This is a genomic window from Bacillus sp. 179-C3.3 HS, assembly GCF_047229225.1.
Taxonomy (GTDB): domain Bacteria; phylum Bacillota; class Bacilli; order Bacillales; family Bacillaceae; genus Bacillus.
In genome coordinates, this window is record NZ_JBFEFT010000004.1 from 121,189 (window position 1) to 140,584 (window position 19,396).

Annotated in this window: 21 protein-coding genes and 1 pseudogene; 20 read left to right on the forward strand and 2 right to left on the reverse strand. The window is 40.3% G+C overall.

What is annotated here, in order from left to right:
* Positions 1-14: 14 nt before the first annotated feature.
* From AB1K80_RS04630 to AB1K80_RS04660, 7 genes are all read left to right on the forward strand, one after another.
* Positions 15-680 (forward strand): O-methyltransferase, encoded by a 666-nt coding sequence (locus AB1K80_RS04630; RefSeq protein WP_412855449.1) that lies wholly within the window; start codon positions 15-17, stop codon positions 678-680.
* Positions 677-1,606 (forward strand): peptidase U32 family protein, encoded by a 930-nt coding sequence (locus AB1K80_RS04635; RefSeq protein WP_412855450.1) that lies wholly within the window; start codon positions 677-679, stop codon positions 1,604-1,606. Before AB1K80_RS04630 ends, AB1K80_RS04635 begins: the two co-directional genes overlap by 4 nt.
* Positions 1,607-1,627: 21 nt before the next feature.
* On the forward strand, positions 1,628-2,899 hold the full coding sequence (locus tag AB1K80_RS04640) for a peptidase U32 family protein (RefSeq protein WP_412855451.1): 1,272 nt from the start codon (positions 1,628-1,630) through the stop codon (positions 2,897-2,899).
* Between the two features lie 4 nt (positions 2,900-2,903).
* Positions 2,904-3,536 carry a uridine kinase gene (udk, locus tag AB1K80_RS04645; protein ID WP_412855452.1) on the forward strand — a complete coding sequence of 211 codons (633 nt, stop codon included), beginning with the start codon at positions 2,904-2,906 and terminating at the stop codon, positions 3,534-3,536.
* 588 nt (positions 3,537-4,124) lie between these two features.
* On the forward strand, positions 4,125-4,598 hold the full coding sequence (gene greA / locus AB1K80_RS04650; protein ID WP_412855453.1) for a transcription elongation factor GreA: 474 nt from the start codon (positions 4,125-4,127) through the stop codon (positions 4,596-4,598).
* A gap of 50 nt (positions 4,599-4,648) precedes the next feature.
* Complete coding sequence (locus AB1K80_RS04655) at positions 4,649-6,391, forward strand: peptidoglycan D,D-transpeptidase FtsI family protein (protein ID WP_412855454.1); 1,743 nt, start codon at positions 4,649-4,651, stop codon at positions 6,389-6,391.
* Positions 6,392-6,458: 67 nt separating this feature from the next.
* Positions 6,459-7,139, forward strand: a complete 681-nt coding sequence (locus AB1K80_RS04660) for a DUF1510 family protein (protein ID WP_412855455.1) — start codon at positions 6,459-6,461, stop codon at positions 7,137-7,139.
* Between the two features lie 37 nt (positions 7,140-7,176).
* Here the strand turns inward: AB1K80_RS04660 and AB1K80_RS04665 are convergent, their stop codons facing one another.
* Positions 7,177-7,380, reverse strand: a complete 204-nt coding sequence (locus tag AB1K80_RS04665) for a DUF2536 family protein (RefSeq protein ID WP_412855456.1) — start codon at positions 7,378-7,380, stop codon at positions 7,177-7,179.
* Between the two features lie 175 nt (positions 7,381-7,555).
* Here AB1K80_RS04665 and AB1K80_RS04670 point away from each other — a divergent pair, with 175 nt between their 5' ends.
* From AB1K80_RS04670 to AB1K80_RS04700, 7 genes are all read left to right on the forward strand, one after another.
* Positions 7,556-8,197, forward strand: a complete 642-nt coding sequence (locus AB1K80_RS04670; protein WP_412855457.1) for a class I SAM-dependent DNA methyltransferase — start codon at positions 7,556-7,558, stop codon at positions 8,195-8,197.
* A gap of 15 nt (positions 8,198-8,212) precedes the next feature.
* A complete protein-coding gene (gene mtnN / locus AB1K80_RS04675; RefSeq protein WP_412855458.1) occupies positions 8,213-8,908 on the forward strand; it encodes a 5'-methylthioadenosine/S-adenosylhomocysteine nucleosidase in 696 nt (231 codons plus the stop codon).
* 50 nt (positions 8,909-8,958) lie between these two features.
* Positions 8,959-9,882, forward strand: a complete 924-nt coding sequence (locus tag AB1K80_RS04680; protein WP_412855459.1) for a PLP-dependent cysteine synthase family protein — start codon at positions 8,959-8,961, stop codon at positions 9,880-9,882.
* Between the two features lie 2 nt (positions 9,883-9,884).
* Positions 9,885-11,033 (forward strand): bifunctional cystathionine gamma-lyase/homocysteine desulfhydrase, encoded by a 1,149-nt coding sequence (locus tag AB1K80_RS04685; protein ID WP_412855460.1) that lies wholly within the window; start codon positions 9,885-9,887, stop codon positions 11,031-11,033.
* A gap of 71 nt (positions 11,034-11,104) precedes the next feature.
* Positions 11,105-11,335 carry a YrhC family protein gene (locus AB1K80_RS04690; protein WP_412855461.1) on the forward strand — a complete coding sequence of 77 codons (231 nt, stop codon included), beginning with the start codon at positions 11,105-11,107 and terminating at the stop codon, positions 11,333-11,335.
* A 433-nt stretch (positions 11,336-11,768) separates the two neighbouring features.
* Positions 11,769-11,903 (forward strand): YrzI family small protein, encoded by a 135-nt coding sequence (locus AB1K80_RS04695; RefSeq protein WP_412855462.1) that lies wholly within the window; start codon positions 11,769-11,771, stop codon positions 11,901-11,903.
* Between the two features lie 157 nt (positions 11,904-12,060).
* Entirely contained in the window at positions 12,061-12,222 is a 162-nt protein-coding gene (locus tag AB1K80_RS04700; RefSeq protein ID WP_412855463.1) for a hypothetical protein, read from the forward strand.
* A gap of 42 nt (positions 12,223-12,264) precedes the next feature.
* On the opposite strand, the gene AB1K80_RS04705 is transcribed toward AB1K80_RS04700, so the two are convergent.
* On the reverse strand, positions 12,265-12,387 hold the full coding sequence (locus AB1K80_RS04705; RefSeq protein ID WP_412855464.1) for a YjcZ family sporulation protein: 123 nt from the start codon (positions 12,385-12,387) through the stop codon (positions 12,265-12,267).
* A gap of 264 nt (positions 12,388-12,651) precedes the next feature.
* On the opposite strand from AB1K80_RS04705, the gene AB1K80_RS04710 reads away from it, so the two are divergent.
* The 6 genes and pseudogenes from AB1K80_RS04710 to AB1K80_RS04735 all read left to right on the forward strand — a co-directional run bounded on the left by AB1K80_RS04710 (position 12,652) and on the right by AB1K80_RS04735 (position 19,389).
* Positions 12,652-13,245, forward strand: a complete 594-nt coding sequence (locus AB1K80_RS04710) for a class I SAM-dependent methyltransferase (protein ID WP_412855465.1) — start codon at positions 12,652-12,654, stop codon at positions 13,243-13,245.
* Positions 13,246-13,690: 445 nt separating this feature from the next.
* Complete coding sequence (gene fdhA, locus AB1K80_RS04715) at positions 13,691-14,905, forward strand: formaldehyde dehydrogenase, glutathione-independent (RefSeq protein WP_412855466.1); 1,215 nt, start codon at positions 13,691-13,693, stop codon at positions 14,903-14,905.
* A gap of 232 nt (positions 14,906-15,137) precedes the next feature.
* Positions 15,138-15,802 (forward strand): annotated as a pseudogene (locus AB1K80_RS04720) (SDR family NAD(P)-dependent oxidoreductase); the annotation flags it as partial.
* A 460-nt stretch (positions 15,803-16,262) separates the two neighbouring features.
* Entirely contained in the window at positions 16,263-17,474 is a 1,212-nt protein-coding gene (locus tag AB1K80_RS04725) for an MFS transporter (protein WP_412855467.1), read from the forward strand.
* Positions 17,475-17,560: 86 nt separating this feature from the next.
* Complete coding sequence (locus AB1K80_RS04730; protein WP_412855468.1) at positions 17,561-18,601, forward strand: 2,3-butanediol dehydrogenase; 1,041 nt, start codon at positions 17,561-17,563, stop codon at positions 18,599-18,601.
* Positions 18,602-18,912: 311 nt separating this feature from the next.
* A complete protein-coding gene (locus AB1K80_RS04735) occupies positions 18,913-19,389 on the forward strand; it encodes a DUF2975 domain-containing protein (RefSeq protein ID WP_412855469.1) in 477 nt (158 codons plus the stop codon).
* The last annotated feature ends 7 nt before the right edge of the window (positions 19,390-19,396 follow it).

A 19,396-nucleotide genomic window follows, 5' to 3' on the forward strand; every position in this document is an offset into this window, starting at 1 on the left:
GAGCTAGACATATAATGACAATCGAAGATGATCAAATCAATGATTATATTGAAAATTTAATTCCCACAGGTCCTGATGCAATCGTTCAATTAGAGGAATATGCCAACTTGCATCATGTTCCGATCATGGAAAAGGTCAGCATTGAGCTTTTATTACAGTTGCTTTCAGTGAAAAAACCGAAGAAAATTCTTGAGGTTGGGACCGCGATTGGCTATTCTGCTATTCGTATGGCTACAGATTTGCCAGATGCGGACATTTATACAATTGAGCGAAATGCGAAGCGTTATGAAGAAGCGACACGCAATATTGAAGCATTTCAGTTGAAAGAAAGAATACATGTGTTTTTTGGTGATGCCATTGAATCAGCAGAAGCGGTTCAGACGATGGCCCCATATGACGTGATCTTCATTGACGCCGCAAAAGGACAATATAAACGCTTTTTTGAGCTGTTTGAGCCGATGCTAGCAGATGAAGGGATGATCATTACTGACAATGTCTTATTCAAAGGCTTAGTGGCAACGAATTACGAAGAAGAAATAGAAGATAAACGAAAGAAACAATTAATAGGAAAAATCGATCGATATAATCAATGGTTGATGTCAAATCCTGATTACAAGACGTGTATCATCCCAGTTGGAGATGGGATCGCCATCAGTACAAAAAGAGGTGACAAATCGTGAAAAAACCAGAATTGCTTGTGACGCCAAGTAAGGTGTCAGATGTACTGCCATTAATTGAGGCGGGAGCTGATGCATTTTTAATCGGCGAGCAAACATACGGTATCCGCCTTGCAGGTGAGTTTACAAGAGAAGATGTCAAAGAAACGGTTGAACTTGCCCATGCACATAATAAAAAAGTCTACGTGGCCATGAATGCCATTTTCCATAATGACCGTGTTCCACTGCTTGGAGATTATTTGACCTTCCTCGAGGGAATCAATGTAGATGGTGTAGTGTTTGGAGATCCAGCTGTGATCATGGCAGCAAAGGAAACTGGTGTAAAGCTACACCTTCATTGGAGTACAGAAACCACTGGGACAAACCATTTTACTTGTAACTACTGGGGCAGAAAAGGCGCCACACGTGCTGTTTTAGCTAAAGAACTCAACATGGACAGCGTCATTGACATAAAAGAAAATGCCGAGGTTGAAATTGAGATTCAAGTACATGGGATGACGTGTATGTTCCAATCCAAACGTACATTGATTGGGAACTATTTTGAATATCAAGGCAAACAAATGGATGTAAAAGGCAGAGATATGAAAGAAGGACTATTCCTTCATGATGAGGAGCGCCAAAACAAATATCCAATCTTTGAAGATGCAAACGGCACACATATCATGAGTCCAAATGATGTCTGTATGATTGATGAATTAGAGGAATTTGTGGATGCAGGCATTGATTCATTTAAAATTGACGGAATTTTAAAGTCACTTTCGTACATGACAGAAGTGACGTCTTTATACCGTAAAGCCATTGACTTGCTCATGACAGATAGAGAAGCATATGAAGATCAAAAAGACGATTGGGTGGCACGTATTGAAGAGATTCAACCAGTTAACCGGTCAATCGATACAGGATTCTTCTTTAAAGAAACGGTTTATTAATCGTAAAAGGAGGTAACGGAAATGGCACTTTTAAAGGATGGAATTTCTGAAATAATCAATGGAAAACGTGTCATTACAAAAAAACCAGAGTTACTTGCACCAGCAGGTAACTTAGAGAAACTGAAAATCGCTGTGCATTATGGTGCAGATGCCGTCTTTATTGGAGGAAAAGAATTCGGACTTCGTTCAAATGCAGATAACTTTTCAATAGAAGAAATGGCAGAAGGTGTTGAATTCGCGAAAAAATATGGTGCATGTATTTATGTCACAACGAATATCTTTGCACATAATGAAAATATGGACGGGCTAGAAGAATATCTTCAAGCAATTGAAGGTGCCGGTGTCACAGGGATTATTGTGGCAGATCCGCTCATCATTGAAACGTGTAAACGAGTTGCACCAAAGTTAGAAGTTCATTTAAGCACACAGCAATCTCTTTCAAATTGGAAAGCCGTTCAGTTTTGGAAGGAAGAAGGGCTTGAACGTGTGGTGCTCGCGCGTGAAACAAGTGCGCTAGAAATAAAAGAAATGAAAGAAAAGGTTGATATTGAAATCGAGACATTCATCCATGGTGCAATGTGTATCGCCTATTCTGGCCGCTGTGTGCTAAGTAACCATATGACAGCGAGAGATTCCAATCGCGGCGGATGTTGTCAATCTTGTCGATGGGACTATGATCTATATCAACTAGAAGGTACCGAAGAATCGCCTTTATTTGGTGAAGAAGATGCGCCGTTTGCAATGAGTCCTAAAGACTTAAAGCTTGTAGAATCGATCCCGCAAATGATTGAAATGGGGATTGATAGCTTAAAGATTGAAGGACGAATGAAATCGATTCATTATATCGCAACGGTCGTCAGCGTGTATCGTAAAGTCATCGATGCCTATTGTGCAGACCCAGACCATTTTGTGATCCAGCAAGAATGGTTAGATGAATTAGATAAATGTGCAAACCGAGATACAGCGCCAGCCTTTTTCGAAGGAGTACCAGGAACAGATGAACAAATGTTTGGCACTCATGGAAAGAAAACCACATTTGATTTTGTAGGGCTTGTGCTGCATTATGATGAAAAAGAACAAATGGTAACCTTACAGCAGCGTAATTTCTTTCAAGTAGGGGATGAAGTGGAATTCTTCGGACCTGAAATTGAGAATTTCACATGCAAGATAGACACCATCTGGGATGAAAAAGGCAACGAACTTGAAGCCGCTCGTCATCCGCTACAAATCGTGAAATTTAAGTTGGATCAAAAAGTATACCCTAGCAACATGATGAGAAAGGGGAAATCATAGACCCATGGGGAAAAAACCAGTGGTGATTGGAATCGCTGGTGGCTCTGGCTCAGGTAAAACGAGCGTCACCAATTCCATCTACGAAAAATTCAAAGGACATTCTATCCTCATGCTTCAGCAAGACTTATATTATAAAAATCAAAGTCATATGCCATTTGAAGAGCGTTTGCTCACGAACTATGATCACCCGCTTGCATTCGACAATGACCTCATGATTGAGCATTTGGAACAATTATTAAGATACGAACCGATTGAAAAACCAATATATGATTTTAAATTATATACACGTTCAGAAGAGACATTGCACGTTGAACCAAAGGATGTTATCATCGTCGAAGGGATTTTTGCTCTAGAAGATGAGAGATTAAGAAATCTGATGGATATTAAACTGTATGTCGATACGGATGCAGATCTTCGGATCATTCGCCGCCTTTTACGTGATATGAAAGAAAGAGGTCGTTCTATTGATTCAGTGATCGAGCAATACGTGTCTGTCGTGAGACCAATGCATAATCAATTCATTGAACCAACAAAACGGTACGCTGATATCATCATCCCAGAAGGCGGACAAAACCATGTCGCGATCGACTTAATGGTGACAAAAATTCAAATGATTCTTCAAAACCGAGAGGACTAATGAAGAAAAAGACCTTTACATCGTGAAAGGTCTTTTGAACATATTAAGATTGATGCTTTGCCAGACATAGGACAAAAGATTTAATATGATAGGAAAATAATACGATCATCCAGAAGTGAGAAAGTAAAAGATCAGACGGTAAAAATGGATGTTGTGAACGTTTTGTAAAAGTATATTAAAAAAACAACAAACAAATCGTCATAAATTTTCAAACAATTCTTGATCAAAATGCAATTTTGTAATAATATAGCATAGACATATCGTACACGGATCATATCATGTATTGAATGAAGAAGAATGGTTAAGCTATTCTTCTACATAAGATTGAACTGGCTAAACGAGGTACAGGAGCTTCCTGTGCCTTTCCACAGTTTGTGCGATGAAGATGAACCATGAGAGTACGACTCACCTAATGATCAAAATAATAATAGTTGCATCTTCTAGGGACGCCGTGTATGATGGGGTTTTACGAATATGAGACAGAAAGAATGAGGGCCTGCAAATGTCCTCATTCTTGTATATTTTCAGTCGTTACTCACATGCAGAATTGTTGCATGCTTGAGGATTAATAGAAGGAGTGAATGATTTATGGCACATGAAAAAGTATTTCCAATGACAGAAGAGGGAAAGCATAAACTAGAAGAAGAACTTGAATATTTGAAAACGGTTAAACGTAAAGAGGTTGTCGAGCGGATCAAAATCGCTAGAAGCTTCGGAGACCTCTCTGAGAACTCAGAATATGATTCTGCAAAAGAAGAACAAGCGTTTGTAGAAGGCCGTATTACAACGCTTGATAATATGATTCGTAATGCGAAAATCATTGAAGATGAAGGAAACTCCAATGTGGTTTCTCTAGGGAAAACCGTGACATTCGTTGAATTACCAGACGGTGAAGAAGAGTCTTATACGATTGTCGGAAGTGCAGAGGCAGATCCTTTTGAAGGGAAAATTTCAAACGATTCTCCGATTGCTAAAAGTTTATTAGGTAAACAAGTAGACGACAAAGTCACCGTTCAAACACCTGGTGGAGAAATGTTCGTCCAAATTGTAAAAATTTCATAATCACGTTTACTGCGTAAACACCTCGTCCACAATAGGGACGAGGTGTTTTTATGCGAAAAAAAAGAAGAATTCAATGGATTGGTGCCATCATCTTGTTATTATTTTTCGGCCTCTTCGTAAGATTGGCGGAAATTCAGCTATTTTTCACCGAATCCTTTTCTGCGCTTGATATTAATTTAATTCAGGAAAGTGTCAAGCAACGGACAGAAGAGGTCGTGATCTCAGATGGACGTGGAGAGTTTTTAGATCGAAACGGCGAAATGCTTTTAACAAAGGAACAGCCAGCAGTCATTTTATTTCCTTTTTTACAATATGATCTTCAACATTTAAACCAAACAGCTGACATTCTAGAGATGGAGCATGACGAACTAAAGAGACAGTTAATAGAAACAAAGAAGCCTCTTATTCTAAAAGAAAACATCACGAAAAAAAAGCTGAAAGATATCAATGATATGAAATATTCAGGGGTTTACGGCGTATATATGAAAGAGAAGGACAAAAAAAGACTAGCCCTCCATACATTAGGCTTTACAAGTGAGAATCCAGAATTACTAAGAAAACGATATCCTGATAAAAAGGACCTCTCAATCCGTACAGAGATTGGGACATTTGGTTTGGAGAGTACGTTTGATGAATTCCTCTTACCTGAACAAGACACAAAATTACTCTATCATGTCGATGGAAAGGGAAACCCTTTGTTCGGAATGGACGTCAAATATACAGCAGAAGCCAATTCGTTTTATCCGCTACAAGTTCAGACAACGATGGATGGAGACATGCAAGCTGACATGGAGACGATTCTCAAAGAACAAGGGGTGAAAAAAGGTGGGGCGGTGCTACTCGATATTGAACAAAGTAGTGTGCTCGCCATGGCAAGTGTCCCGAATATCACAAGTCACAATCGGCATGAGGCAAGGAATTATATGCTGACTGCTAATGCACCAGGTTCTGTGTTTAAAACGACTGTTTTAGCTGCAGCCATAGAAAAAAATCTCGATCAGCCGCAAACCATGTATGATTGTCGAAAGAATTTATATGGAGAGCTAGAGGGAAAACAGGGCATGCTGAATCTATCTGAAAGCTTTGCCCAAAGTTGCAATTATACGTTCGCGACACTTGCTGAAAAACTCATCCAAATTGATCCGCAAATGATCGAGAAAACAGCGGAGAAACTCGGGCTTATCAACCGAGCTGGCTGGGAAGGGGACGTCTACCATCAGAAGCAATTCAAACAATTTGATCGAGAAGAAACAGGAAGAGTATGGGGAGATAAACGAGACAAGCATGTCAAAAAAGCCATTGCCCAAACAGCCATCGGACAAAAAAACGTCAAAACAACCCCATTACAAATCGCCAACATGATGGCGACGATTGCAAGAGGCGGAGAAAGACGAGAAGTGAGAATGGCAGATAAGGTGCTGTATCAAAATGGAACAACGATGGTTACCTTCCAAAACAAGCGAGCGCAAGGAGAGAGCATCGACCGCTATACGGCACAAAAATTACAAAAGTACTTAAGGCAGGTGGTCACGGCAGATAAAGGAACGGGAAGACGATTTCAAGATTTACCATTTGAAGTAGCAGGGAAATCAGGTACTGCACAAACCGGCAATAAAGACAAAAGTGGGAATCCCCTCTATCATAAATGGTTTGCTGGATACTTTCCTGTGAAAAATCCAAAGTATGCCCTTGTTGTCGTTCATCTCGATGAGACAAGTGGCCGTGCTAAGACAAATGATGCATTTTATGATATTGTAAAAAAGGTCAATGAAATTGAAAAGAAACAGACATAGAACATCCCGTCATGTCATGTTAGAATAGTAACGACTTAGGGAACAGAGGCAAAGGAGTGCAGAGATTTTGAGTAGAAATTCTCGATTTGAACATCGTGATAAGCGCAGAAAGGCGAATATGGTGCTTAACATATTAATTGGTATCGTTGTGGTGCTTATTTTGGTTGTTGCATCGAGTTTGTTAATTTTTAATAAACCACAAAATACAGATGTAGCGAAGGACCCATCGAAAACCGCCCCTGCATCGAGTGAAAATAAACAAACCTCAGATGAAGATGTGAAAGATCAACAAAAAGACACATCTGATGATACAGACAAAAAACAAGATGACTCATCTGAAGAGCAATCTAACGATCAAGACGAAGAGTCAGAGAAAACTGATGATAAGGATCAACCAAATAAAGATGCGTTAAAAGATGCCAAAGAAACAGATGGTGGAAACAAAAGTGATGTAGACAAAACGTATGAAAACGATGACTGGGAGCCAGTAGGAACAGAGCAATCCGGTACGCATACAGCCACTTATGATTCTAACTCTGTAGACTGGAAAGAAATGATCAAAGCCATGTCATATGCAACAGGAATCTCAGAAGATGAGATGACGGTCATCTGGTTAGGAAATAACGGTGGACCTCAAGATGCAAAAGGAACCATTCGAGATAAATCAACAGGTGAACGTTACCGTGTTGAAATTACTTGGGTGGATGAAAAAGGCTGGAAACCTGAGAAGGTTGAAAAATTAAAATAAACACAAAAAAAGATAGCGTCATGCTATCTTTTTTTATTTAGACATTAGCTTTAAAATGAACAACCGCTGTATACAATATCCGTTCATCGATCACAGTGGTTTGATGACTCACAGAATGAACAGATAGCAAAATGGCTTGATTATGTTCAATCTGCTTTTGAATGTTTTGTTCAAGTTCTTTAAGAGAAGTTGCTTCAAAAAACTCAATTTTGTCCTTTAAAAAATCCAATTGAAAATCCATTCGATTCACTCCTTCATGTCTAGACCCATCATAATCTCTCTTTTTCAAAAGGGCAAACATTTTTCAGGATTTTTTAGTAGGAAAGAAGCAGAAGATGTGGTAGGATAGGAACTGTTCGACGGAATAAATCATACTATACTTATAGGAATAAATAGATAAAGTGGAGGGAAAGAACATGGGACGTGAGTTTCTTTCTTTATTTGATCATTGGGCGGAGTCTTATGACGACACAGTAAGTGGTCATGATGAACAATATGAAGCGGTCTTCCGCCATTACCCGGAGATTTTAAAAGCGATTGTGGAACGTTCAGGTGAGAGTGTTCTCGAATTTGGAAGTGGCACAGGCAATTTAACGGCTTCCCTGCTTGCAGCGGGTAAACAAGTATTTGGCGTTGAGCCATCTGATGCGATGAAGAATGCGGCTTTACAAAAGGGAATGCCGAACGTATTTCATGAAGGTGATTTTTTGTCGTTTCCAGCACCACCTTTTGAGCCTGATACGATTGTGAGCTCTTATGCTTTCCACCATTTAACCGATGAAGAAAAAAAACAAGCTATTCGCACCTATAGCAACATCCTTCACTCAGATGGTAAAATAGTCTTTGCTGATACAATGTTTCAAAATCAAGCAGCACATCAAGATGAAATCGACAAAGCGAAAGCCGCTGGATTTTATCAGCTTGCAGAAGATTTAGAAACGGAATACTACCCATCTATTGATGTGTTAAAGCAAATCTTTGAAGAAGCTGGGTTTAGCACATCTTTTGACCAAATGAATGATTTTGTTTGGATCGTAGAAGCGAAGAAAAGGGAATGAAAGGATGTTTTTGATTTGAAAATCGCAGTAATAGGTGCAATGGAAGAGGAAGTTACGATTTTAAGAGATCAATTAAAGAATGCCACTCAAGAAAACATCGCTGGGTGTGAATTTACAACAGGTGTTTATGAAGATAAAGAAGTCATTTTATTGAAATCAGGAATTGGAAAAGTAAATGCGGCAGTCAGTACTACGCTTCTACTCGACCGTTTTCAGCCAGATTATGTGATCAATACAGGATCTGCTGGCGGCTTCCATCACTCATTAAATGTAGGAGATATTGTCATATCGACGGACGTGAGACATCATGATGTAGATGTGACGGTCTTCAATTACGAATATGGACAAGTGCCAGGCTTACCAGCTGCTTTTGTTGCAGATGAAAAACTGGTGAAGCTTGCAGAAGAATCTGCTTTAGAGATTGAACATATTCAAGTGGCAAAAGGGACCATTGCAACAGGAGATTCGTTTATGAATGATCCTGATCGTGTAGCGTTTGTAAGAGAGAAGTTTCCTGAGTTATATGCGGTGGAAATGGAGGCTGCTGCCGTTGCACAAGTGTGCGAATTGTTTGGAACGCCGTTTGTTGTCGTTCGAGCATTGTCGGACATTGCAGGGAAAGAATCAAATGTCTCTTTTGACCAATTTCTTGAGCAAGCAGCGATTCACTCAACAGACCTTGTCCTGCGTATGATAAAGCAAACACAATAATAAAGAAGGGGTTTCCCCCTTCTTTTCCATACAAAGGAAGGGATTAGAATATGGCGATCATACAAGATATGACGGAATTAATTGGGCAGACACCCCTTTTGAAGATCACGCATATGGACGTACCAGACGGTGTTGAACTGTATGCAAAGCTTGAAATGATGAATCCAGGCGGAAGTATTAAAGATCGATTAGGTGATATGGTGATTCAAGAAGCCATTGCGACAGGTCGACTTAGGGCAGGTGGAACGCTCATTGAAGCGACAGCTGGAAACACAGGAATTGGGCTTGCATTAAGCGCAAGGAAATATCAACTAAGAACCATCTTCTTTGTGCCAGAACATTTTAGTCAAGAAAAACAACAGCTTATGAAGGCGCTTGGCGCAGAGATTGTCCACACACCAAGAAAAGAAGGCATGCAGGGTGCCATCAAGCGAGCACTTGAACTAGAGGCAAGCCTTGACAATGCGTATTGCGTTTTACAATTTAAAAACCAAGTAAATCCATTGACTTACTATAAAACGTTAGCGCCTGAGCTATGGTCTGAGTTAGAGGGGAAAATTGATATTTTTGTTGCAGGAGCTGGGTCTGGCGGGACTTTTCAAGGGTGTGCCGCATATTTAAAAGAGCAAAATGCCGCATTAAAAACGGTGATCGTTGAACCAGAAGGGTCCATTTTAAATGGTGGAGAGCCTGGCCCTCACAAAACGGAAGGCATTGGGCTTGAATTTATCCCGGAATATATGGAAACAGAGTTATTTGACAAGATCTACACGGTCAGTGATGATGATGCGTTTCGAATGGTCAAAAAAGCAGCCCAAAAGGAAGGCGTACTCATTGGGAGCTCATCTGGCGCTGCTCTATTTGCCGCATTAGAGGAAGCAAAAAAGGCAGCACCAGGGACAGTCATTGTTACGATTTTCCCTGACAGCAGTGAGCGTTATTTAAGTAAAGCTATTTATGAGGGAGGAAAATAAAAATGAAACCGAAAACGATGATGATCCACAGTGGAATAACAGGTGATGAAAAAACTGGTGCAGTATCTGTTCCGATTTACCAAGTGAGTACGTATAAGCAGCCAAAAGCAGGTGAACATACTGGTTATGAATATTCCAGAACAGCGAACCCAACGAGAACAGCACTTGAATCTGTGATTCGTGACCTTGAAGGAGGAGCAAGTGGCTACGCATTTGGATCAGGTATGGCGGCGATTACTGCGGTCATGATGTTGCTGAAAAGTGGTGACCATGTTGTGCTGACAGACGATGTATATGGCGGGACTTATCGCGTCATCACCAAGGTTCTAAACCGAATTGGAATTGATGCTACGTTTGTCGATACAAGTGATCCGGAAGCGGTGAAAGAGGCCATTTTGCCTCACACAAAAGCAGTGTACATTGAAACGCCAACCAATCCTTTATTGAAAATGACAGATTTGAAAACCATTGGTCACATCACAAAAGAAGCGAACATTCTCATGATTGTCGATAACACTTTTTTAACACCGTACTTCCAAAAGCCAATTGAATATGGTGCAGACATTGTTTTGCACAGTGCCACAAAATATTTAGGTGGTCACAGTGATGTTGTGGGCGGACTTGTCGTGACAGCAACGAAGGAGTTAGGAGAAGAACTACACTTTGTACAAAACTCTACAGGTGGTATTCTTGGACCGCAGGATTCGTGGCTACTCATGAGAGGGATGAAAACGCTTGGTTTAAGAATGGAAGCACATCAACAAAACGCACTGAAAATCGCAACGTTTTTAGAACAGCACCCGGCCATTACTCGTGTTTATTATCCAGGTCTTCAAGCGCACCCAGGTCACGAGCTAGCAAAAACACAAGCATCAGGATTCGGCGGAATGATCTCTTTTGATATTGGAAAAGAAGAGAATGTCGATGTATTTTTAAGTCAGCTTAAGTTGTTTACGATTGCCGAAAGTCTTGGTGCGGTTGAAAGTTTAATTTCTGTTCCAGCAAGAATGACGCATGCGTCTATCCCGAAAGATAGACGAGAAGCATTAGGGATTACAGATGGTTTAATTCGTATTTCGGTAGGAATTGAAGATATTGACGACTTATTACATGATCTCGAACAAGGACTAGATGCGCTAGCGAATGGATAGATTTACATGCTCCTCGCTTTCTCTCACTATGTTAAGCTATCAATAGACATAGACACAGGAAGGTGAAACAAGTGAAGGAAAAGTGGAGTGGTTTAGTGACAGATTACAAGCAATACGCTTTTATTTTGCTAGCTGTTAGCGCCTTTTTATATATTGGTACGATCTTGCCAAATCAGCAAATCGAGGCATATCCAAAAATGCTCATGCTTGGGGTAGATATTGTTTTCTTAGTAGCGGCTTTTCTTTGTGTCAAGCGTGCGCTGTTTTTTCAAAAGAAGCTTCAAGAACTGGATGAAGATTAACCCGAAAAAGTCTCCTCACTGGATGAGGGGGCTTTTTTTGTTGTGTAAATGATGGTCATCAGTGAGTCGAAAACACAAAAAACGTCTAATTTTCTAAAAACAGGTTTACAAAATGGTCCCCTGTGGATATACTGGCAAAGTAATGAAAAAAACGTAAAGGAGGCTGAAGAATATGTTATTCGCAAATTCATGTGATCCATTCAACAAACAATTTCATCATGTCATCAGCCTGTGGAAGAGCTCGTATCCTTCCTTTACCTTTTACGGCACACGCTCCATAACCGTTTAGTTTTTTGAGGATTTCACGCATCATTCCATTGCAGGTTGAGAGACATTGTCTTTTGATCTGTATTTTTGTGCGCCCGCAGGTCAATTGATAGAAAAGATCTGCGGGCTATTTCGCGTGTTGCGAACTGAAGGGAGGTGAGCGTATATGACAATCCATTTATTTTTTATTACACTAACGATCCAGCGTAAATACAAGGATATTGACACCGTTCTTCATGAACAAGAGGTCGAAACGTTTTATGAAGAAATGAAACAAAAACAACTAAAGTATATGAACTAATGTAATGAAAACATTTCGCAGAGGAGGAGATTGACATGTTTATGATGCTGGCAATACTTGATTGTTATACGATGGAGAAGGACCAAGTTTAGACACGCTCACATGAATGAACCTCACATATGATAATCGCATAAGGCGATTGTGAGGTGATCAAAGAATGTCAATGTCACCATTTATGAGATTCCCGTCAGTTGGACACGGATATGCGTCGATTCCCCATTCCTTAAAGCATGGCTATGGCAATCCATATCGATTGCAAAGAGAGCAGCAAGAAATGTCCAGACGTTATATGTATCATTATCCGACCTATTGGTATTAAAGAAAAGGAGCAGAAAACGTCATCGTTTCTGCTCCTTTTACATTAGCAAATCCAGCTAGCACCAATGATGATTAATAAAATGAACAGGACGACAAGCAAAGCAAATCCGCCTGCAAAACCACCACCGTAACCACCGCAGTGACCTCCAGCATAACCATAGCCCATAATCTAGCACCACCTTTATCTAATCAAGATACATTCATAAAATATGCAGCTCCATGGGAAAACGAAATCAATCTAGACAGAAATAATGAAAATGCCTATTCGAAAAATAATGTTCAAGCTGGCGAAACATTTCTGAAAAAGGGACCGTCTAATGAGTGACAAAATAATTAGTACTAGGTCTTAATTTTGTTGAATGAGTGCCGATATGAATAGAAAGAAAATTCGTAAATAGTAATATTTACTTTTGTAAAGCAGGTGTTGACTTTGATTCAAAGTTGGATTGGAAAACAAATGAGAGAACCAAGAGGTGTGCTCTCAAAATGGGTTGCCCGCTATATGGAAAAAAACCATCATCATGTGAATCAATGGACGATTCAGCTCTTAAATATACAAGAAAATGACCGGATTTTAGAAATCGGAACCGGAAGAGGAACAACTTTATCCAAAGTGGCAGAGAATCTCGATCGAGGGAAGGTCTATGGAGTTGATGCTTCTCACCATATGATTAAATATGCCAAGAGAAAAAACAAAAAGCTCGTGGATCAAAACAAAGCCGTGATCAGACTAGGTAAGGCTGAAAACTTACCTTTCGAAGATAGATCATTTAATAAATTATTTACCGTACAAACCATCTATTATTTGTCCGATTTGGAGCAAGTGTTGAAGGAAGTATATCGTGTTCTTCAAGTCGATGGAGAAGTATTTTTATCTTTTCAGAAAAAGGAATTGCAAAAACAATCCCACGCTTATTCATTGTACAGTGAAGAAGAAATAAGCCGAATGTTCTCCGAATTTCATTTTAGGGATGTATCCGTTTATCACTATGATACATACATTTGCTTCAAAGCCTTAAAATGATGAGAATATTTCCCAGGTAATGAACAAGCACGTAAAAAGAGGCTCTTCGATAGAAGAGCCTTTAGTGTGAAGGCAAACTTTCAGTCAATGACACAAAAAAACAAGAGTTACATGTGAACCCTTGTCTATCATGTAGAAGGCTCTTACTTAGAAGCCTTTTGATTCATATGTAGGCGCCAGCCAGGTGTGTAAGGAATGATAGTATATATAAGGAATTTGTTTGTCGATTAAGGATACCTGTCTGGCTTACTTCTTATATCGACACCGTTTTGTAAAAGTTTAGCTTTTTTTCAAATTTTTATTTTTTATTTTTGGATCCATTTTTGAAACCCTCAACAGATGACGTCTCCTATTTGATCCAATATGCAGGAAAAAGAAGGTAAACCTGGGCGGATAGAGAAAATTGTAGAGACTTCATTTTGATCAAAAAGGGAGGAATGGAAACATGTTGGGAAACAAAGGTGTCGTTTATAAAGGGGCAGGAAATGTAGCAGTTGAGGATATTGGATACCCTGATTTGGTATTAAAAGATGGACCAGGCGTTCCTAAAGCCAATGTTGGACGGAAGTGTGAGCATGGTGTCATATTAAAGGTGATCACCACGAACATTTGCGGGAGTGACCAGCATATGGTGAGAGGACGCACAACTGCACCTGAAGGACTTGTGCTAGGTCACGAAATTACGGGTGAAGTCATTGAGGTTGGACGAGATGTAGAGTTTATACAAAAAGGTGATCTCGTGTCAGTGCCATTTAATATTGCGTGTGGACGATGCGTGATGTGTAAGGAACAAAAAACCCATGTTTGTTTAAATGTAAACCCTGATCGCCCTGGCTCTGCTTATGGATATGTCGATATGGGCGGATGGGTCGGTGGCCAGTCAGAGTATGTCATGGTGCCATATGCAGATTTTCAGCTGCTCAAATTTCCAGACAAAGAGCAGGCGATGGAAAAAATACTCGATTTGACCATGCTTTCAGATATTTTCCCAACAGGTTTCCACGGTGCATATACTGCCGGAGTAAAGACCGGATCTACTGTTTATATTGCTGGTGCTGGACCAGTTGGTCTTGCAACAGCACATTCTGCACAGCTTCTTGGGGCTTCTACTGTGATTGTCGGCGACCTCAATGAGCGGAGGCTGGAGCAAGCCAAAAGCTTTGGCTGCGAGACAATCAATTTACGGAAACATGATCGAATTGGTGAACAAATCACTGACATATTAGGTGAACCAGAAGTCGATTGTGCGGTCGACTGTGTTGGTTTTGAAGCTTCTGGTCATGGAGATCAAGGAGAAGCACCTGCCACCGTATTAAATACAATGATGGATGTCACAAAAGTTGGCGGTAAACTCGGTATCCCAGGACTTTATGTAACAGAAGACCCGGGCGCAGTGGATGAGGATGCAAAAGTGGGTGCTCTAAAGGTCAGAATCGGACTTGGCTGGGCAAAAGCCCATACATTTGTGACAGGTCAAACGCCTGTCATGCAATATCACCGTAGTCTAATGAAATCCATTTTAAGCGGCAGAGCGCAAATTGCCAAAGCCGTTAATGCAACGGTCATTGATCTTGACCAAGCACCAAAGGGATACAGTGATTTTGATTCGGGTGTGGCGAAGAAATTTGTCATTGACCCGCATGGCATGGTGTCAAGATAAACCTTATCAAGTGGTACAAATGGAAAACTTACAGGGAGATCCCTTGTAAGTTTTTTATTAGGTGATACCTTGATCCTATGCGCTTTTACGGTCATTTTTATGATCGTTGGATTGAGAAATATCAAATCGTATTAATTATTCCGACTACTTCCACACTCTTTGCGGTACATGATATTTGATGAAAGTGGTATGCTAGACGACAGCAACTTGTGTAGAAAGGATTTGATGAACGGTGAACTTTCAGCATCAAACAGTCATTGTCACTGGCGCAGCCAATGGTATTGGTGCATGTGTCGCATCAAGTTATGCAAAAGAAGGCGCTCGTGTGGTGCTTGCAGATATAGATGAAGAAAAGGGCAAGCGTTTGGAAGAGCAACTTAGAAATAAATCCTATGAAGTCTATTTTAAAAAAACAGACGTAAAACAAGAACGGGACATTCAAAGCTTGATGGCGTTTGCCAAACAGCGTTTTGATTCGATTGACATTTTGATTAATAATGCAGGTGTGATGTGCACGACATCTCCTTATGATCTGACGGTAGATGATTGGGATCATGTGTTACAGACGAATGTAAGAGGCGCTTTTTTATGTGCGAGAGAGGCAGCCCGTTATATGAAAGAAAATGAAAAAGGCGGCTCCATTGTCAATATTTCATCCACTCGTGCCACAATGTCAGAACCTCATACGGAGGCGTACGCTGCAGCAAAAGGCGGGTTATCAGCGCTTACTCATGCATTGGCTGTCTCTTTTAGTCACGATCATATTACGGTCAATAGTATTTCGCCAGGTTGGATTGAAACGAAGGATGAAAAAAATCTTCGACCAATCGACCATCAACAGCATCTATCGAATCGTGGGGCACCCCAAAGGACATTGTAAAAGCGTGTTTTTATCTAACGGATGAAGACAATCGGTTTGTGACGGGTACAGACCTCGTTGTGGACGGTGGGATGACAAAAAAGATGATTTATGTTGATTAAATTGAAACAGGTATTGACGACTATCTGTCGGCAAAGTACAATATATAACAATTCAGCTGAAGATCGTATAAAAGTAAATACGAGTGTTTATAGAGATCAGTAAATCATATCGATCCCACACAGAGAACTCCGTGAGCTGCGAAGGAGCTGGGAAGAGTGATTGAAACAAGCCTCTTAGCTCTGCACCGGATTCGGATGTGATGGTGGTGTAGCGATGTTCTCACGTTACAGAGAATGGTTGATTGATTATGACCTGTAAAGGTTCATCTGGTAACAGGTGAATGAACTGAGGTGGCAACGCGGAGTAAATCCCGTCCTCAAGACTGAAATGTCTTGGGGGCGGGATTTTTTTATGTTATGGAGAGGAGGATCATACGTGACCAAACATTGGCGTGATATGTGTATGTTGCTTGGAGCCGTTGGCATTGCGAACATAGGAGAATGGATTTATATGATTGCCCTCCATCTACTGATCTTTGAAGAAACGGGTTCTGTCCTAGCTGTTACAGCCGTCTATATGCTGAAACCAATCGCAACTCTTTTGACAAATAGTTGGTCAGGGAGTTTCATTGACCGGTTGAATCAGCGGAATGTCATGGTGGGGTTGGATCTATGTCGAGCCATTTTTATTGCATGTTTACCATTTGCCTTATTATCAGGACACATGCAAATAGTCTATCTATTCATTTTTCTCATTCATATGGCACAAGCTATTTTTCATCCTGCTTCGATGGTATACATGACGCGACTAATTCCTATCAATCAACGGAAAAGATTTAATGCCATTCGGGCATTATTACAATCGGGTGGTTTTTTATTGGGACCTGCGGTTGCGGGTTTGCTGTTTCTTATCGGCACACCTGTTTTGGCAATATATGTGAATGTGATCTGTCTCCTCTTATCCGCACTATTGACGATGGGTTTACCCATACTGGCAAAGCAAGAAAATCGAGATGATGATCAAAACAGTGTTTCTATTTCAGTGTTAAAAGCAGATGCCACACTTGTTCTTCGGTTTAGTCTAGCATCACGCCAAGTCATGGCTGTTTATTTATTATGTAGTGCGGCCATTACGGTAGTGCCGACTGCCATTGATTCTCTTGAAACGGCCTTTGCTAAGGAAGTGCTCCTGCTGACAGATGCAGAATACGGTCTTTTAGTTAGTATCGCTGGGGCGGGAATCATTGCAGGGGCATGTGTGAATTCGTTATTGGTGGAGAAACTGCCGATGTCTATCATGCTTGGTATTGGTAGTTTACTCGTCGCATGTGGCTATTTGATCTTTTCTTTATCTAGTACGTTTGTGGTGGCTGCAGTAGGCTTTTTCGTTCTAGCATTCTTTTTAGCATTTGCCAACACAGGTTTTATCAATTACTATCAAACGAATATTCCGGTAGAGGTGATGGGGAGAGTGGTGAGTGTTTATGCTTTAGGCGAAGCTGTGCTCATCATGGTGATGACAGGTCTTGCTGGTGGAACCGCTCATGTTTTATCAGTACAAATGTCTGTTATGCTCGGTTCTATAACGATGCTTTTCATTTGCCTATTTCTCTGTTTTGTCACTTTTCGTCCATTAAATGTTAAATAAGTTGCACGCTGGATCTGGGAAAATGTGCTATCATTATTTAAGTAAGTGAATGAAATCCAAATCGAATGGAAAAAGGAGTCTTACAAATGAAAGCACTACGCTGGCACGCTCAAAAAGATATTCGCTTAGAAGAAGTTGACGAACCGACAGTTGCTCCAGGTCAAGTGAAACTAAAAGTGAAATGGTGCGGCATTTGTGGCAGTGATTTACATGAATATTTAGGGGGACCTATCTTCATCCCTGTAAACGAACCACATCCACTAACAAAGGAAAAAGCGCCAGTAACACTAGGGCATGAATTTTCTGGAGAGATTGTGGAGGTTGGAGAAGGTGTGAGTCAGTACAAAGTAGGTGACCGAGTGGTTGTTGAACCTATTTTTGCGACGCATGGGCATCAAGGTGCTTATAACTTAGACGAAAACATGGGCTTTCTAGGACTAGCCGGAGGTGGCGGAGGATTTTCTGAATATGTATCGGTCGATGAAGAATTGCTTCACCTATTACCAGATGAATTGTCATATGAACAAGGCGCGCTTGTAGAACCTTCTGCAGTGGCATTATACGCTGTTCGTTCAAGTCAAATTCAAGCTGGGGATACAGCGGCTGTGTTTGGCTGCGGACCAATTGGGTTGCTGATCATTGAAGCTTTGAAAGCAGCTGGGGCGACAGATATTTATGCCGTTGAGCTATCAAAAGAACGGCAAGATAAAGCAAAAGAGCTCGGGGCAAACATTGTGGATCCATCTCAATATGAAGATGTCGTGGAAGAGATCATGCGACGTACGAATGGTGGGGTAGACGTTTCGTTTGAAGTAACAGGTGTATCTGTTGTATTAAAACAAGCGATCCAATCAACGACAATATCAGGCGAAACGATCATTGTGAGCATTTGGGAACAAGGCGCAGAAATCCATCCGAATGACATTGTTCTGAAAGAGCGGACAGTCAAAGGAATTATCGGTTACAGAGACGTATTCCCATCTGTCATCAACTTAATGAGAAAAGGCTATTTCTCCGCAGACACACTCGTCACGAAAAAAATCAAACTAGACGATGTGATTGAGAAAGGCTTCCATACATTAATGAAAGAAAAGGACCAAGTGAAAATATTGGTCAGTGCTGAATAGTGAACTACAAAGGAGAATGGCTTAGGCCATTCTTTTTTTGGTCTTCGGAATATATAGTGGAATTACTTTTTTTAAAGAGTTTGAAAACAATGGATGCCTAAATTTTGGTGAAATGTTATGAGAACATAATCTAACTAACAAGAGTGCTGCAAATGAATTCAATGCTTTGTAAAAAGGAACTTGTGAAGATGATTTTTTAAAAAAACAATAGTATAACAACAATAATATATTAAGTAATGACAACAATTTATTGTAAAACAATAAATTTTGTATTAGGATAATAGGAAAGATAAATAAGTGAGGTGTTTTTTATGAAACGGGGAACAACGCTCTTTTTAAAGGTTGCTGTTTTTCTTATTGGGATTACGGTACTTGCTTTGTGTATATTTATGTTGCCATGGTTAGCAAATGATACCGCAGAAATGTATCCTGAGTTTGCTTATTTGCAATATCCCATTTTAATCGGGCTATACATAACAGCGATCCCATTTTTCATTGCCCTGTATCAGGCTTTAAAACTTTTAAATTACATTGATCATCATCATGCGTTCTCGGAATTGTCTGTCATGGCTTTAAAATATATAAAATACTGTGCAGTGACGATCAGTATCTTATATGTTATAGGGATTATCTTTCTTATGTCACAAAACGCTTCCCAACCAGGAATAGCAGTTATCGGATTTATAATCATTTTCACGTCTGTTGTTATTGCAGTTTTCACTGCAGTTCTTCAGAAATTATTAAAAAATGCTTTAGATATAAAATCCGAAAATGATTTAACGATCTGAGGTGAAC

Bases quoted from the DNA above. Each gene is read 5' to 3' on its own strand.
- AB1K80_RS04630 (WP_412855449.1), top strand. From the start codon at position 15: ATGACAATCGAAGATGATCAAATCAATGATTATATTGAAAATTTAATT.
- AB1K80_RS04640 (WP_412855451.1), top strand. From the start codon at position 1,628: ATGGCACTTTTAAAGGATGGAATTTCTGAAATAATCAATGGAAAACGT.
- udk (WP_412855452.1), top strand. From the start codon at position 2,904: ATGGGGAAAAAACCAGTGGTGATTGGAATCGCTGGTGGCTCTGGCTCA.
- greA (WP_412855453.1), top strand. From the start codon at position 4,125: ATGGCACATGAAAAAGTATTTCCAATGACAGAAGAGGGAAAGCATAAA.
- AB1K80_RS04655 (WP_412855454.1), top strand. From the start codon at position 4,649: ATGCGAAAAAAAAGAAGAATTCAATGGATTGGTGCCATCATCTTGTTA.
- AB1K80_RS04665 (WP_412855456.1), bottom strand. From the start codon at position 7,380: ATGGATTTTCAATTGGATTTTTTAAAGGACAAAATTGAGTTTTTTGAA.
- AB1K80_RS04670 (WP_412855457.1), top strand. From the start codon at position 7,556: ATGGGACGTGAGTTTCTTTCTTTATTTGATCATTGGGCGGAGTCTTAT.
- AB1K80_RS04680 (WP_412855459.1), top strand. From the start codon at position 8,959: ATGGCGATCATACAAGATATGACGGAATTAATTGGGCAGACACCCCTT.
- AB1K80_RS04685 (WP_412855460.1), top strand. From the start codon at position 9,885: ATGAAACCGAAAACGATGATGATCCACAGTGGAATAACAGGTGATGAA.
- AB1K80_RS04695 (WP_412855462.1), top strand. From the start codon at position 11,769: ATGACAATCCATTTATTTTTTATTACACTAACGATCCAGCGTAAATAC.
- AB1K80_RS04700 (WP_412855463.1), top strand. From the start codon at position 12,061: ATGTCAATGTCACCATTTATGAGATTCCCGTCAGTTGGACACGGATAT.
- AB1K80_RS04705 (WP_412855464.1), bottom strand. From the start codon at position 12,387: ATGGGCTATGGTTATGCTGGAGGTCACTGCGGTGGTTACGGTGGTGGT.
- fdhA (WP_412855466.1), top strand. From the start codon at position 13,691: ATGTTGGGAAACAAAGGTGTCGTTTATAAAGGGGCAGGAAATGTAGCA.
- AB1K80_RS04730 (WP_412855468.1), top strand. From the start codon at position 17,561: ATGAAAGCACTACGCTGGCACGCTCAAAAAGATATTCGCTTAGAAGAA.
- AB1K80_RS04735 (WP_412855469.1), top strand. From the start codon at position 18,913: ATGAAACGGGGAACAACGCTCTTTTTAAAGGTTGCTGTTTTTCTTATT.